Here is a 15183-nt window from a genome sequence, read left to right as displayed (position 1 = left end):
ATGCGAATATTTGTTTACGGCAGTTTACGAAATAAACAAGGCAACAGCCACTGGATGACCAATGCTCAGTGGCTTGGCGACTTTAGCGTCGAAAATCATCAGCTGTATAGCCTGGGGCATTATCCTGGCGCCGTGCCGGGTGAAGGAAGCGTGCATGGAGAAGTGTATCGTATCGATGCGGCAACGCTCGGCGAACTGGATGCACTGCGCACCGCAGGTGGCGAATACAAACGCCAGTTGATTCAAACGCCCTATGGCAGCGCCTGGATGTATGTCTATCAGCGTTCGGTTGAGGGGAAAGTTTTAATCGAAAGCGGCGACTGGCTGGACAGAGACAAGTACCAAAAGTGACGAGTTGCAAAAAAACGCGCGACTGACAGAGCGCGGTTTTTCTTTGTCTGCGCAGTACAAACAAAAAACCTCCGACAAGCGGAGGTTTTTCAGATAAAGCGTATTACTTTTTCGCGGCGCGTTCGAAGGACGCGACGATTTCAGCTTTCGCCGCTTGCGCGTTATCCCAGCCGTCAACTTTCACCCATTTGCCTTTTTCAAGGTCTTTGTAGTGCTCGAAGAAGTGGGTGATCTGCGCTTTCAGCAGTTCCGGCAGGTCATTCACATCTTTAATGTGATCGTACTCTTTGCTCAGTTTCGTGTGCGGAACCGCAACCAGTTTCGCATCTTCACCGGATTCGTCGGTCATTTTCAGCACGCCAACCGGACGGCAACGGATAACCGCGCCCGGCTGCAACGGATACGGCGTCGGTACCAGCACGTCTACCGGGTCACCGTCCAGAGACAGGGTGTGGTTGATGTAACCGTAGTTGCACGGGTAGAACATCGCGGTGGACATGAAACGGTCAACGAACAGCGCGCCGCTTTCTTTGTCGACTTCGTATTTGATCGGGTCGGCATTGGCCGGGATTTCAATCACAACGTAGATATCTTCTGGCAGATCTTTACCCGCCGGAACATTCAGTAAGCTCATGTTTGTTTCCTTTAAAATGTTTAGCAAACAAGTGCCGGGTATTATAGCCAACTGCGTGCGAAAGTCTTTGTCTGTTTTCGTGCCCTTCTGTTTTCACTACGCTTTTTCAGCCTCTTCTGATGACTGGTTTGTCCATAACCGTAGCAGCATACTGAATAAAATTATGGAAGCGTTTACAGCGACATATGTTAAAAAACGTGAATACGTAAACTGCTGTAATATCAGGGGGTGTTTTCCGCCTTCTTTTACCCCTTCTTTTCGCGCGCCAGATCGCAACTGACAATCAACAATCCATTCACTTTTCTGATTTGTGATGTAACGCATTTTGTTACAACGCTGATTGTCTATAGTTTGCTGCGCAGGTGAAGTTGTAACCAACATTTACCCTTCGAGGATGCTCTTATGTGGAAGCGCTTACTTCTTGTCACAGCAGTTTCGGCAGCTATGTCGTCTATGGCGATGGCCGCCACCCTAACCGTAGGATTTTCCCAGGTCGGCTCGGAATCCGGCTGGCGCGCTGCGGAAACGAACGTCGCAAAAAGCGAGGCCAGCAAGCGGGGCATTACGCTGAAGATTGCTGACGCGCAGCAAAAACAGGAAAACCAAATCAAAGCTGTTCGCTCCTTTATTGCCCAGGGCGTGGATGCCATCTTTATTGCGCCGGTCGTGGCAACGGGCTGGGAACCGGTGCTAAAAGAAGCGAAAGATGCGGAAATTCCGGTGATCCTGCTCGATCGCTCGATTGATGTGAAAGACAAGTCTCTCTATCTGACCACCGTCACCGCAGACAACATCCTGGAAGGCAAGCTGATTGGTGAATGGCTGGTGAAAACCATTGGCGGCAAGCCATGTAATGTAGTGGAACTCCAGGGCACCGTGGGTGCAAGCGTTGCCATCGACAGGAAAAAAGGGTTTGCCGAAGCGATTTCTCAGGCCTCAAACATAAAAATTATCCGTTCTCAGTCCGGCGACTTTACCCGCAGCAAAGGTAAAGAGGTGATGGAAAGTTTTATTAAGGCGGAAAACAACGGCAAAAACATTTGCATGGTTTATGCCCACAACGACGATATGGTCATCGGTGCTATCCAGGCCATCAAAGAAGCGGGCCTGAAACCGGGCAAAGATATTCTCACCGGTTCGATAGACGGCGTACCGGATATATATAAAGCGATGATGGAAGGCGAAGCAAATGCCAGCGTGGAGCTGACGCCAAACATGGCTGGCCCGGCATTTGACGCGCTGGAAAAATTCAAAAAAGACGGCACCGAACCACCGAAACTCACCATCACAAAATCCACGCTCTACCTGCCGGATACGGCGAAAGAAGAGTTAGAGAAGAAGAAAAATATGGGTTACTGATAGCCGTGCTCCCCGGCCAGTTCTCTCCTGTAAGGAAGGGGCCGGGCGGGGAGACACCGTGCCGGGGAGGGAGAAATGTTCGCTGTAACAGACGATGAAATCCTGCGTACCGAAGGTTTAAGTAAGTTCTTTCCCGGCGTGAAGGCGCTTGATAACGTAGATTTCAGCCTGCGTCGCGGCGAAATCATGGCGTTACTCGGCGAGAACGGCGCGGGGAAATCGACGCTTATCAAAGCATTAACCGGCGTATATCACGCAGATAAAGGCACTATCTGGCTGGAAGGCCAGCCTGTGCGCCCAAAAAACACCGCTCATGCACAACAGCTTGGCATCGGTACGGTCTACCAGGAAGTAAATCTCCTGCCTAATATGACGGTGGCAGATAACTTATTTATTGGTCGGGAGCCGCGTCGCTTTGGCTTGTTGCGGCGCAAAGAGATGGAAAAGCGCGCCACGGCGCTGATGGAATCCTACGGTTTTTCACTTGACGTGCGTGAACCGCTAAACCGCTATTCGGTGGCGATGCAGCAGATTGTGGCCATTTGCCGCGCTATCGATCTCTCGGCCAAAGTCCTGATCCTCGACGAACCAACCGCCAGTCTGGATACCCAGGAAGTCGAGATGCTGTTTACCCTGATGCGCCAGTTGCGCGATCGGGGCGTCAGCCTGATTTTTGTCACCCACTTTCTCGACCAGGTTTATCAGGTCAGCGACCGTATCACCGTGCTGCGTAACGGAAGCTTTGTCGGGTGTCGCGACACGCGCGAGCTGCCGCAAATAGAGCTGGTCAAAATGATGCTTGGTCGTGAGCTGGACGATAAAGCGCTCCAGCGTGCGGGCCGGACATTATTAAGCGACAAGCCGGTGGCCTCGTTTCATGATTTCGGCAAAAAAGGCGTCATTTCTCCGTTCAATTTTCAGGTGCGACCTGGCGAGATAGTGGGCCTGGCGGGGCTGCTCGGCTCTGGGCGTACCGAGACCGCCGAAGTGATTTTTGGTATCAAGCCTGCCGACAGCGGTAGCGCGCTGATTAAAGGCAAAGCGCAAAAATTAAACTCGCCGCACCAGGCATCCTGCCTGGGGATTGGCTTTTGCCCGGAAGACCGAAAAACGGACGGCATCATCGCGGCGGCGTCGGTGCGGGAAAACATCGTGCTGGCGCTCCAGGCGCAGCGCGGCTGGCTGCGGCCAATTCCGCGCAAAGATCAAAACGCGATCGCTGAGCGGTTTATCCGCCAGTTGGGGATCCGCACACCGGGCGCAGAACAGCCGATCGAATTTCTCTCCGGCGGCAATCAGCAAAAAGTACTGCTCTCGCGCTGGTTACTAACCCGCCCGCAATTTCTGATCCTCGATGAACCAACGCGCGGTATTGATGTGGGCGCGCATGCGGAGATCATCCGTTTGATCGAAAGTTTGTGCGCCGATGGCCTGGCGCTGCTGGTCATCTCTTCGGAACTGGAAGAGCTGGTGGGCTACGCGGACAGGGTGATTATCATGCGCGATCGCAAACAGGTGGCAGAGATCCCGCTTGCTGAGCTTTCCGTTCCGGCGATCATGAACGCCATTGCGGCATAAGGAGAAGACAGTGATGCCTCAATCTCTTGGGCAAACGGAGCCGCCAAAGCGCCGCTTCAACTGGCCGACCGGGACGTCGCAAGTGGTCGCGCTGTTGCTGGTGCTGCTGGTGGACAGCCTCGTTGCGCCGCATTTCTACCAGATCGTTTTACAGGATGGGCGACTGTTCGGCAGCCCTATCGATATTCTTAACCGTGCTGCGCCGGTGGCGCTGCTGGCGATCGGCATGACGCTGGTTATCGCAACGGGCGGCATCGATCTCTCCGTTGGCGCAGTGATGGCGATTGCCGGGGCAACGGCTGCGTCATTAACCGTGGCCGGGCACAGTTTACCCGTGGTTTTATTGGCGGCGCTCGGCACCGGTGTGCTTGCCGGGCTGTGGAACGGTATCCTGGTAGCGGTTTTAAAAATCCAGCCCTTTGTCGCCACGCTGATTTTGATGGTTGCCGGGCGCGGCGTCGCCCAGCTCATCACCTCCGGGCAAATTGTCACCTTTAATGCGCCATCGCTTGCCTGGATTGGCAGCGGCTCGCTGCTGCTGTTCCCGACGCCAGTGATTATTGCGCTGCTGACGCTGGTGCTGTTCTGGCTGTTCACGCGCAAAACCGCGCTCGGTATGTTTATCGAAGCCGTAGGGATTAATATTCGCGCGGCCAAAAACGCCGGGGTCAATACGCGGGTGGTGGTGATGTTGACCTATGTGTTGAGCGGTGTTTGCGCTGCCATTGCCGGGGTGATTGTGGCGGCGGATATTCGCGGGGCGGATGCCAACAACGCCGGGCTATGGCTGGAGCTGGACGCAATCCTGGCGGTGGTGATTGGCGGTGCTTCGCTGATGGGCGGGCGCTTTAACCTTGCGCTGTCGGTCGTTGGGGCGCTGATTATTCAGGGTATGAATACCGGCATTCTGCTCTCCGGTTTCCAGCCGGAGCTTAACCAGGTCGTCAAAGCGGTGGTGGTGATGTGCGTGCTGGTGGTTCAGTCGCCACGCTTTATCGCGCTGATTAAAGGAGTTCGCGGTCATGATAAAACGTAATTTACCGCTGATGATAACGCTGGGCGTCTTCGTGCTGGGCTACCTTTACTGCCTGACGCAATTCCCCGGTTTTGCATCAACGCGAGTGATATGTAACATTCTGACCGATAATGCTTTCCTGGGAATTATTGCGGTCGGCATGACGTTTGTCATCCTCTCCGGTGGCATCGATTTATCCGTCGGTTCCGTTATCGCTTTTACCGGCGTCTTTTTGGCAAAAGCTATCGGTGCCTGGGGCATTTCACCCCTGCTGGCATTTCCGCTGATTCTGCTGATGGGCTGTGCATTTGGCGCGTTTATGGGTCTGTTGATTGATGGCCTGAAGATCCCGGCGTTTATCATCACCCTGGCGGGGATGTTTTTCCTGCGCGGCGTCAGTTATTTGTTGTCGGAAGAGTCGATTCCTATCAATCACCCGATTTATGACACTCTTTCAAGCCTGGCCTGGAAGATCCCCGGCGGCGGGCGTTTAAGTGCGATGGGGCTGCTGATGCTATTGGTGGTGGTTATCGGTATCTTTCTTGCGCACCGTACCCGCTTTGGCAACCAGGTGTATGCTATCGGCGGCAATGCGACCTCGGCGAACCTGATGGGTATCTCAACCCGCAGCACCACGGTGCGTATCTATATGCTCTCTACCGGGCTTGCGACGCTCGCGGGCATCGTCTTCTCTATTTATACCCAGGCGGGTTATGCGCTGGCTGGGGTGGGTGTGGAGCTGGATGCCATCGCATCGGTGGTGATAGGCGGTACGCTACTGAGCGGCGGGGTGGGCACGGTGCTGGGCACGCTCTTTGGTGTGGCGATTCAGGGACTTATCCAGACCTATATCAATTTTGACGGTACGCTGAGTTCATGGTGGACAAAAATCGCCATCGGTATTCTGCTGTTTATTTTTATCGCCTTGCAACGCGGGCTGACGCTATTGTGGGAGAATCGTCAAAGTTCGCCGGTGAGCCGGGTGAATACCGCAAATATTGAATAGTAACTCACTGATATCACTATTTCTTCTTAAAGAAATTCCGGTGGGCGGTCGATAACTGCCGAACAGGCTAAATTTACGCCAAAAAGTATCACTGCTACCGGGATTCACATTATGCTTAAAACGCTTTCGATCCGTACTGGTTTACTTTCTTTACTGGCTGTTATGACACTTCTCCTGCTGCTGGTCAGCGGCATTGGTATTTACGCACTGAATAAAAGTTCCTCATCACTGGTACGAATAAGCCAGCTACAGGGTGAAAAAATGGCCCAGCTGAGCGAGGGATATACACAGATCCTGCGCGCTCGTAACGAGGCAGGGCAGGCCGTTCGCATGATGGAAGTGGGGTTGCTGGACGAAGCGGCAAAATCGGTACAGATGATCAACGCCGAGATAGGCCAGGGTGAAAAATCCCTTTCAGCGGTCATCAGCGCGGGTGTGGATGATGAGCAGGGCACGGCGCTGCTGGCAAAGGTGGCGAAAAGCTACACGGAATATGTCAGCCAGGGAATCACCCCGATGCAGGAAGCGTTAAACCAGCAAAGCGCAGATACCTATTATGAGCTGCTGGAAAGTAAACTGATCCCGATTTCCCGCCAGTTTGATAACGATATGCAGGCGTTCCAGCAGTGGGGCGAAAAGCGTGGCAAGGCTGAAGTCGCCGCGGTGCAGAGCAGTAAAAATGTCGTCATGATGCTGATTATGGTGGTGGCACTGGTGGTCGCCGGGATCATCGTGCTGGCATGGCTGGCGCTGCGCCATATGCTGCTTAAACCTCTGGATACTTCAATTCAGCAGCTTGAGCAGGTCGCCGCAGGCAATCTCAGCTATCTTAAAGCCGAGACCGCCAGCAAAGAGTTTAACCGTCTGAATGCGGCGATTGATGAGATGCGTCATGCGCTGGTTAGCTCTGTCACCCGTGTGCGCGATGCCAGCTCGCAGATTGATACCGGCAGTCGCGAACTTGCCGCCGGTAACCTGGACTTGTCACAACGCACCGAGTCGACAGCCACCTCGCTGGAACAGACTGCCGCGAGCATGGAAGAGATCACCGCAACCGTAAAACAGAACGCTGACAACGCCGAACAGGCGCATAAACTGGCGCAAACTGTTTCGAATACCGCCGATCGCGGCAGTGAAATGGTGTGCTACGTTATTGAAAAAATGCGCGATATCGCTGGCAGTTCCGATCGTATTGCCGACATTCTAAGCGTTATTGACGCGATTGCTTTCCAGACCAATATTCTTGCGCTGAATGCTGCCGTTGAAGCGGCGCGCGCCGGTGAGCAAGGGCGCGGCTTTGCCGTGGTGGCCGGTGAAGTCCGTACGCTCGCCAGCCGAAGCGCTGATGCGGCGAAAGAGATCCGCCAGCTGATCGGCAGCTCGCAGGCACAGGTTTCTGAAGGAAGCTCCCTGGCGATGCAGGCGGGTGAAACCATGGATGAAATCGCAGAAGAAGTGGTGCGCATGACGAAGCTGATGCGCGAGATCGCTAGCGCGTCGCAGGAGCAGAGCCGCGGTATTGAACAGGTGAATATCGCCGTGAGCCAGATGGATGAAACCGCGCAGCAAAATGCGGCGCTGGTGCAGCAATCTTCCGCCGCGACGCGCTCGCTGGAAGAGCAGTCGCGTGCATTGCTGCAAGCGATGGCGTCGTTCCGCCTGCAAGCGCAAGGGTAATCTGAGTAAGGAAAATTTGCCTGCAATGCGACAATGAGGCGCTTAAAGGGAGCGACTTTTGCGCAGCGTGTGAAGAGGTGAATTTAAAAAGATCTGCGGCTGACTTTATGTGCTGTACGTTTATACGTCGGTGCAGCCGCTGATACGTAATCTGGTCAGCGCGTGTATCTCGGTACCGTACTTTATTGTTTCGGTGCGGGTCAAACGCACCTTCGTCCGCTAAATAAAAGGCGCCGCAGGGGCGCCTTTGTCTTTTTTACGCGTCCGGGTATTCGCGTATAAAACGTTCCACGTCGTCTACCATATGCTCGGTGCCGACAAAGAACGGGCGGCGCTGATGCAGGCTTTCCGGCTGGATATCAAGGATCCGCTCTTTACCATCGCTGGCCTTACCGCCCGCCTGCTCGGCGAGGAAAGCCATCGGATTGCACTCGTAGAGCAAGCGCAGTTTACCCTGCGGATGGCTTGCGGTGCTTGGGTAGAGGTAGATCCCGCCTTTTAACAGGTTGCGATGGAAATCCGCTACCAGCGAGCCGATATAGCGCGACGTGTAAGGACGGCTGGTCGATGTATCTTCTTCCTGGCAGAACTTAATATATTTCTTCACGCCCTGAGGGAATTTGATGTAGTTACCTTCGTTAATGGAGTAGGTATTGCCGCGCGCCGGGTAATGCATACGCTCCTGGCACAGGCAGAACACGCCCAGCGACGGATCGTAAGTAAAGGCATGCACGCCGCAGCCGGTGGTATACACCAGCATGGTCGATGAACCGTATACCACATAACCCGCCGCAACCTGTTTGTTGCCCGGTTGCAGGAAATCTTCTTCCGTCACCGGCGTACCGACCGGCGTGACACGGCGATAGATAGAGAAAATGGTCCCGACAGAGACATTCACGTCGATGTTGGAAGAGCCATCCAGAGGGTCCATCAGCACCACGTATTTGGCGTGCTCGCACCCTTCGAAAACGACGATTTCGTCTTCTTCTTCAGAGGCAATCCCCGCCACGATATCGCGTGCGCGAAGTGCAGCTTTCAATTTTTCATTAGCGAACAGGTCGAGTTTCTGCTGAACCTCACCCTGCACGTTTTCGGCACCGCTGGCACCCAGGATATCGACCAGACCGGCCTTATTGATATCGCGATGAATGATCTTAGCGCCCAGCTTTATTGCCGACAGCAAAGCAGTGAGCTCACCCGTAGCATGAGAGAACTCGTGCTGCTTTTCGACAATAAATTCACCTAACGTTTTCATAACACTTTCCCTGCATTGATATGGAGTAAAGCGACGTGAACACGCGACCTTTCACGCGGTCTGTTTGTTGACTGAACCTGAGAAAGCCCAGACCTGCCGACGCGACGCATCGTAAATGATTTCGTGCCATCCTGAGGTTTTCTGCTGGCAAGGTGCGAATAGTAAACAGCCAGAGCCGTTACAAACCGCGCTTTTGCCCCGGAAAACGCATGGACATGCAACAATACTAACAAAGATTCAAAACTCCGCGCACTGGTGAATCGCGCCAGCAACATACGGATTATCCTGAAATGCATTTCGCTGACGTTAAACATATGAGTAAAATGTGCCCCAGTTTAAGAAAGGACAATGACGTATGCGCATTCACATTTTGGGGATTTGTGGCACTTTTATGGGCGGGCTGGCGGTGCTGGCGCGCTCGCTTGGGCATCAGGTTACGGGTTGTGATGCCAATGTCTACCCGCCTATGAGCACCTTGCTCGAAAAGGAAGGTATTGAACTGATTGAAGGATATGACGCAAGCCAGCTCGATCCGGCACCAGATTTGGTGATTATCGGTAACGCAATGACCCGCGGTAACCCCTGCGTGGAAGCGGTGCTGGAAAAAAACATTCCTTATATGTCTGGCCCGCAATGGCTGCATGACTTTGTGCTGCGGGATCGCTGGGTGCTGGCGGTTGCCGGTACGCACGGTAAAACCACTACCGCCGGGATGGCCGCCTGGATTCTGGAAGCCTGCGGCTACAAACCCGGTTTCGTTATCGGTGGCGTGCCGGGCAATTTCGACGTTTCCGCACGCCTGGGCGAGAGTCCGTTTTTTGTTATCGAAGCCGATGAGTATGATTGTGCCTTCTTCGATAAGCGCTCAAAATTCGTACACTACTGCCCACGGACGCTGATCCTCAACAACCTTGAGTTCGATCACGCGGATATCTTTGATGATCTGAAAGCGATTCAAAAACAGTTCCACCACCTGGTGCGTATCGTGCCGGGGCAGGGGAAAATCATTTGGCCTGAGAATGATATCAACCTGAAGCAGACTCTGGCGATGGGCTGCTGGAGCGAGCAGGAGCTGGTGGGCGAGCAAGGGAACTGGCAGGCGAAAAAGCTCAATACCGATGCGTCAAGCTGGGAAGTGTGGCTGGATAACGTCTGTGTCGGCCAGGTGAACTGGGAACTGGTTGGCGAGCACAATATGCATAACGGGCTGATGGCGATTGCTGCCGCGCGTCATGTTGGCGTTGCCCCCGCAGAGGCGGCGAACGCGCTGGGTTCATTTATCAATGCCCGCCGCCGTCTTGAGCTGCGTGGTGAGGCTAATGGCGTCACCGTGTACGATGATTTTGCCCATCACCCGACGGCGATTCTGGCGACGCTCGCGGCGCTGCGCGGTAAAGTCGGCGGCACTGCGCGCATTCTTGCCGTGCTGGAGCCGCGCTCAAACACCATGAAAATGGGGGTTTGCAAAGACGATCTGGCGCCTTCGCTTGGTCGCGCTGATGAAGTGTTCCTGCTGCAACCGCAGCATATTCCGTGGCAGGTTGCCGAAGTGGCAGAAGCCTGCGTGCAGCCTGCGCACTGGAGCGCGGATGTCGATACGCTGGCGGAGATGGTGGTGAAAACGGCGCAGCCAGGCGATCACATCCTGGTCATGAGCAACGGCGGGTTCGGCGGGATCCACCAGAAGCTGCTCGACGGGCTGGCGAAAAAGGCGCAATCCGCGACAGAAAGCGTTTAATTCTTTGCTCTGAATAAAAAAAACCGTGCCGGTTACCGGTCACGGTTTTTTTTGCTATCAGACTCTGACTTCCCCGGGCTGATTATCAGGTAAGTGAATGATTTCATACAAAGGAGAAAGAACTTTTCTGTCGAGGAAAATTTCCTCGCAAAAGACTTTGGATGTCTCTTCGAGGCCGCTGCTTAATCCAGGGAATGTCGTAACGGGTTTATCAATGCCATAGCAGACTACGCTTCGCTCTAATTCTCTTGCCATTTGCCCGGCTAATGACTTGGGACTCAAACCGCCGGAGTAGCAGCATATTAAGTGCAGAGGGCCACTGCCGGTATTCCCCGACCGGTGCAAATCAAGGCCAAAGTCTTTATTCACTGCAGCAACAAAATCATGCACGTTTAATAATTTATGCACCGCTTTTTCACCCGATGCATTTTTGTAGTCGATACATGAACCTTTATAATAGATGATCCCCGGCCCCAGTTTACTCTGTGGGTTATTACCATGCAGGATCAGCGCAGGTTCTTGCCTTGGACCAAAATGGCTAATAAACCCTGTCTGGTTTTTTTGTTGACTTTGCGTGATGTAATTATTGGAAAAGACCTTATAAAACTTGCAGGGCTGGGTAGTGAAATCAACCTGGCTGTTTCTTACTCTGGAAATTTTCGAGAAAAAATGAGCCAGAGATTTTTTAATGTTCTGGAAAGGATGATTTTTGTGAATGTTCTTAACGAACGAGCTTAATGAATTACTTGTTCTCATTTTTTCAATGCATAGGTAATTGATCAAAGTATAGTGTGAATTGATAATGTCACAAAATATAATCTGTAACTATCATAATTCAGTTCTATGAAATTATTCTCTCTGCGAGAGAATAAGCTGGAAAACAAACTTCCTGGGCTTTCTGGTATACAAAGGTAACATGTACGCGCTTCGGTGTCATGCCTGGATATTTTGTTGCAGAAAGAGGAAAATAAGCAAAATTTTCACTGGGGAATGGCAGATGCCGCAGGTGAAATGTGCCCGGAAAAGTATCGTCATACGATAAAAAACCGGGGCAAAATTGTATGAGGCGGCAGGACGATGAAAACGTGGCGTTATTCTCTGATTTGCCCCGGTTTGTTATCCGGGAAATGAATAATTGGCTTTAACGGTTTTAAAATTCCGTTGGGATATCTCTTATCAGGTGAATAAACACGCGTCCTTTCATCCATTGTATCTATTAATTTACCGAAGATTTCGACAGGACTATTATCGCCATAGGTTACTACGCTTCTTTCCAGTTCTCTTGATAGCTCTCCTGCTATCGAATCCGCGCGGAAACTCCCGGAGAAGCAGCATATTAAGTGCAAAGGATTGGTTCCAGTGTTGCCTGTGCGGTGCAGATCGAGGCTAAAATCTTTTTTTACCGTAGCAACAAAGTCCTTTATGCTTAAATAGCTATCAACCGCACTTTCTCCTGCAAGGTTTTTATTGTCGACAGTTATGCCTTTGGAATAAACAATGCCTTTTCCGTTTTCATAATGTGTACCGCTTCCGTGGATAAAAATAGCTGGCTCTTGATAACGTCCGAAATGGCTAAGAAACCCTGTTTGGTAATTAAACTTAAGGTTCGAATCATAATCATTAGAAAAGCATTTGAAATATTTGGCTGGCTGAGTTCTTAAATTTTCATTGTTATTTTTGATGCCAGAAACTTTAGAAAGTAAATTGTTGAAAGTGTTTCTTATACCTTTAACGTGTTTGCCCTGAAAAGTATGTGAAACCTTCGTAAAAAAAGTATTGCAGATTTTCATGAGTCAGTGTGCTTTTAATAAAATAATATATTGAGGAGAAACACACTTATAATGCCACTAAATGTTTTTGGTGAATATCATAAATCAATTCAATGACACCCTCTCTTTGTAGAGAGGGTGTGAATAAGATCAGGCCTCGCTATTCTCGGCCAGTTCGCGCAGATACTGGAAGATCAAACGCGCCGACTTCGGCGGCTTGTTGCCTTCTTTCTCTTTCTTCGCATTGCGAATCAGCGAGCGCAACTGCTGGCGATCGGCGTCAGGCCACAGGTTCAGCACCTCCGGCACCGCATCGTCGCCTTCTTCAATCAGACGATCGCGCAGATGCTCCAGCTTATGGAAAAAGGCCACCTGCTGGTTGTGACGGTTTTTGAGCTTATCCAGCGCCTGGCGGATTGGCTCCACATCGCGCTGGCGCAGCAATTTACCAATCAACTGCAACTGACGGCGGCGGCCCTCTTTCTTAATACGTTGCGCCAGTTCGATGGCGTCACGCAAATCCTGGTCGAGCGGCAGCTTATCCAGCGCGTTCTTACCAAGATCAACCATTTCTGCGCCAAGCTGCTTTAACTCCTCAGCATCGCGCTTTATTTCACTTTTACTGACCCAGATGATTTCATCATCTTCGTCTTCAATATCATCACCGGGCACGTCGTCGAGCCAGTCGTCGGGCTGCTTTGTCATCTCAGGCTCCTTAAAAAAAGAGGCTAATGTTACCAGTTAAGGCGCGCACTGAAAAACGGTTCTCTGTTAGACTTCAAATATTCTCTCCTTTAATTATGGCATTATTGATGAACGTAATCACACAAGTTGCACAACAACGCAAAGCACTGGAAGAAGCCGTCTCTACAGCGCTGGAGTTAGCCTCAGGCAAAGCGGATGGTGCGGAAGTGGCGGTCAGCAAAACCACTGGCATCAGCGTCAGCACCCGCTATGGTGAAGCGGAGAATGTAGAATTCAACAGCGACGGCGCGCTGGGCATCACCGTCTATCTCAACAATTGCAAAGGCAGCGCGTCCTCCACCGACTTAAGCCCTCAGGCGATTGCCCGTACCGTGCAGGCGGCGCTGGATATCGCGCGCTATACCTCGCCAGACCCTTGTGCTGGCGTGGCGGAAAAAGATCTTCTGGCATTCGACGCGCCGGATCTCGACCTGTTCCACCCGGCGGAAGTCACGCCGGATGAAGCCATCGAATGGGCCGCGCGTGCGGAGCAAACCGCACTGAAGGCAGACAAACGCATCACCAATACCGAAGGCGGCAGCTTTAACAGCCACTACGGCATCAAAGTGTTCGGTAACAGCCACGGTATGCTGCAAAGCTACTGCTCTACCCGCCACTCGCTCTCAAGCTGCGTGATCGCAGAAGAAAACGGCGACATGGAGCGTGATTACGCCTACACCATCGCTCGCGCGCTTAGCGATCTGCAAACGCCGGAATGGGTAGGTGATGAGTGCGCAAAGCGTACGCTCTCTCGCCTTTCGCCGCGTAAACTGCCCACCATGAAAGCACCGGTCATTTTTGCCCACGAAGTGGCGACCGGGCTTTTTGGCCACCTGGTCGGGGCGATTGCCGGTGGCGCGGTGTATCGCAAGTCCACCTTCCTGCTGGACTCGCTGGGCACGCAAATCCTGCCAGAATGGTTGACCATCGAAGAGCATCCGCATCTGCTTAAAGGCCTGGCATCCACTCCGTTTGATAGCGAAGGCGTGCGCACCGAGCGCCGCGATATCGTGAAAGATGGCGTGCTGATGCAGTGGCTGCTGACCAACTACTCTGCGCGCAAACTGGGGCTGAAAAGCACCGGGCACGCGGGCGGAATCCATAACTGGCGTATCGCCGGGTGCGGAAAAAGCTTCGCACAACTGCTCAAAGAGATGGGTACCGGGCTTGTGGTCACCGAGCTGATGGGGCAAGGTGTCAGCGGTATTACCGGCGACTATTCTCGCGGCGCATCGGGCTTCTGGGTAGAAAACGGCGAAATCCAGTATCCGGTCAGCGAGATAACCATTGCGGGCAACCTTAAAGATATGTGGCGCAATATCGTTACCATTGCAGATGATATTGAGCTGCGAAGCAATATCCAGTGTGGTTCAGTGTTGTTGCCGGAGATGAAAATCGCCGGGCAGTAATTCCGTGGCGTCTGTGCTACGGCTTTCGCGTAATTAATAAAAAGGAAGTGAGCAATGCGTAAAAACCTGTTAGCGATCCTTGCTGTGTCATCGTTGTTTGTTGGATCGGCGGCGTTTGCAGCCGATCTTGAAGAGGATATGGATACCCTCAACCAGAACTATAAAGTGGTGCAGAAAACCAGCGACGCGGCTGAATTAAAAGAGGCGCTGAGCAATATGCGCGCCGCCGCGCTGGATGCGCAAAAAGCCACGCCGCCAAAACTGGAAGATAAACCCGCCGATAGCCCGGAGATGAAAGAGTTCCGCCAGGGCTTTGATATCCTGGTGGGTCAGATAGACGGCGCGCTGAAGCTGGTTAACGAAGGCAAGGTTAAAGAAGCACAGGCAGCAGCAAAATCACTGGCCGATACCCGCAATACTTACCACAAGAAGTTTCGCTAAGCATTCAGAGCGGGGCAAACGTCCCGCTTTCTCATAAGCGAAGCTTATTCACATCACACTTTTCTCTTTTTGTTCGCGCTCTTTTTGTTCTGCAGATTGCGTGCTTCTTCACAATTTTTCATCAAAGCTGTGACCCCGATACAGTGAAATATGGCTAAGACGCCCGTTTCTGTGGCGCAGATCACTAATGCCTGTCTCCTTTCCACT

At 52.4% G+C, this 15183-nt stretch carries 15 protein-coding genes; 10 read left to right on the top strand and 5 right to left on the bottom strand.

Annotated elements, in window-relative coordinates; translation table 11 throughout:
* The gene (locus ACTU3N_RS21005; RefSeq protein WP_443088070.1) at nucleotides 1–351 is read left to right on the top strand and encodes a gamma-glutamylcyclotransferase family protein; all 351 of its coding nucleotides are present in this window, start codon (nucleotides 1–3) and stop codon (nucleotides 349–351) included.
* Nucleotides 352–454: 103 nt separating this feature from the next.
* Here ACTU3N_RS21005 and ppa read toward each other — a convergent pair whose 3' ends face one another.
* Entirely contained in the window at nucleotides 455–985 is a 531-nt protein-coding gene (ppa, locus tag ACTU3N_RS21000; protein WP_443088069.1) for an inorganic diphosphatase, read from the bottom strand.
* 402 nt (nucleotides 986–1387) lie between these two features.
* Here ppa and ytfQ point away from each other — a divergent pair, with 402 nt between their 5' ends.
* From ytfQ to ACTU3N_RS20970, 6 genes are all read left to right on the top strand, one after another.
* Nucleotides 1388–2344, top strand: coding sequence for a galactofuranose ABC transporter, galactofuranose-binding protein YtfQ (gene ytfQ / locus ACTU3N_RS20995; protein WP_443088068.1), 957 nt, complete (start codon nucleotides 1388–1390; stop codon nucleotides 2342–2344).
* A 75-nt stretch (nucleotides 2345–2419) separates the two neighbouring features.
* A complete protein-coding gene (gene ytfR, locus ACTU3N_RS20990; protein ID WP_443088067.1) occupies nucleotides 2420–3922 on the top strand; it encodes a galactofuranose ABC transporter, ATP-binding protein YtfR in 1503 nt (500 codons plus the stop codon).
* A gap of 13 nt (nucleotides 3923–3935) precedes the next feature.
* Nucleotides 3936–4958: a galactofuranose ABC transporter, ATP-binding protein YtfT gene (gene ytfT / locus ACTU3N_RS20985; RefSeq protein WP_443088157.1), complete on the top strand. Its 1023-nt coding sequence runs from the start codon at nucleotides 3936–3938 to the stop codon at nucleotides 4956–4958.
* The gene (gene yjfF, locus ACTU3N_RS20980; RefSeq protein WP_443088066.1) at nucleotides 4945–5943 is read left to right on the top strand and encodes a galactofuranose ABC transporter, permease protein YjfF; all 999 of its coding nucleotides are present in this window, start codon (nucleotides 4945–4947) and stop codon (nucleotides 5941–5943) included. The genes ytfT and yjfF overlap by 14 nt, the downstream gene beginning before the upstream one ends.
* A 111-nt stretch (nucleotides 5944–6054) precedes the next feature.
* On the top strand, nucleotides 6055–7620 hold the full coding sequence (locus tag ACTU3N_RS20975; RefSeq protein ID WP_443088065.1) for a methyl-accepting chemotaxis protein: 1566 nt from the start codon (nucleotides 6055–6057) through the stop codon (nucleotides 7618–7620).
* 109 nt (nucleotides 7621–7729) lie between these two features.
* On the top strand, nucleotides 7730–7843 hold the full coding sequence (locus ACTU3N_RS20970) for a DUF2569 family protein (protein WP_443088064.1): 114 nt from the start codon (nucleotides 7730–7732) through the stop codon (nucleotides 7841–7843).
* 33 nt (nucleotides 7844–7876) lie between these two features.
* Here ACTU3N_RS20970 and fbp read toward each other — a convergent pair whose 3' ends face one another.
* Complete coding sequence (gene fbp, locus ACTU3N_RS20965; protein ID WP_443088063.1) at nucleotides 7877–8875, bottom strand: class 1 fructose-bisphosphatase; 999 nt, start codon at nucleotides 8873–8875, stop codon at nucleotides 7877–7879.
* Between the two features lie 355 nt (nucleotides 8876–9230).
* Between fbp and mpl the strand changes: the two genes are divergently transcribed.
* A complete protein-coding gene (gene mpl, locus ACTU3N_RS20960; RefSeq protein ID WP_443088062.1) occupies nucleotides 9231–10613 on the top strand; it encodes a UDP-N-acetylmuramate:L-alanyl-gamma-D-glutamyl-meso-diaminopimelate ligase in 1383 nt (460 codons plus the stop codon).
* A 57-nt stretch (nucleotides 10614–10670) separates the two neighbouring features.
* Here the strand turns inward: mpl and ACTU3N_RS20955 are convergent, their stop codons facing one another.
* From ACTU3N_RS20955 to yjgA, 3 genes are all read right to left on the bottom strand, one after another.
* Nucleotides 10671–11369 carry a hypothetical protein gene (locus ACTU3N_RS20955; RefSeq protein WP_443088061.1) on the bottom strand — a complete coding sequence of 233 codons (699 nt, stop codon included), beginning with the start codon at nucleotides 11367–11369 and terminating at the stop codon, nucleotides 10671–10673.
* A 335-nt stretch (nucleotides 11370–11704) separates the two neighbouring features.
* A complete protein-coding gene (locus ACTU3N_RS20950) occupies nucleotides 11705–12403 on the bottom strand; it encodes a hypothetical protein (RefSeq protein ID WP_443088060.1) in 699 nt (232 codons plus the stop codon).
* A 129-nt stretch (nucleotides 12404–12532) separates the two neighbouring features.
* The gene (gene yjgA / locus ACTU3N_RS20945) at nucleotides 12533–13087 is read right to left on the bottom strand and encodes a ribosome biogenesis factor YjgA (RefSeq protein WP_443088059.1); all 555 of its coding nucleotides are present in this window, start codon (nucleotides 13085–13087) and stop codon (nucleotides 12533–12535) included.
* A gap of 107 nt (nucleotides 13088–13194) precedes the next feature.
* Here yjgA and pmbA point away from each other — a divergent pair, with 107 nt between their 5' ends.
* Together pmbA and cybC are read left to right on the top strand one after the other, a co-directional pair.
* Complete coding sequence (pmbA, locus tag ACTU3N_RS20940; RefSeq protein ID WP_443088058.1) at nucleotides 13195–14535, top strand: metalloprotease PmbA; 1341 nt, start codon at nucleotides 13195–13197, stop codon at nucleotides 14533–14535.
* 54 nt (nucleotides 14536–14589) lie between these two features.
* Nucleotides 14590–14976 (top strand): cytochrome b562, encoded by a 387-nt coding sequence (cybC, locus tag ACTU3N_RS20935; RefSeq protein WP_443088057.1) that lies wholly within the window; start codon nucleotides 14590–14592, stop codon nucleotides 14974–14976.
* The last annotated feature ends 207 nt before the right edge of the window (nucleotides 14977–15183 follow it).

Origin of the sequence: Vagococcus sp. WN89Y (assembly GCF_052220145.1) — a bacterium.
Lineage (GTDB): Bacteria > Pseudomonadota > Gammaproteobacteria > Enterobacterales > Enterobacteriaceae > Kosakonia.
Note: the sequence above shows the minus strand (reverse complement) of the source record. Positions and strands in the feature narration are given on the sequence as shown.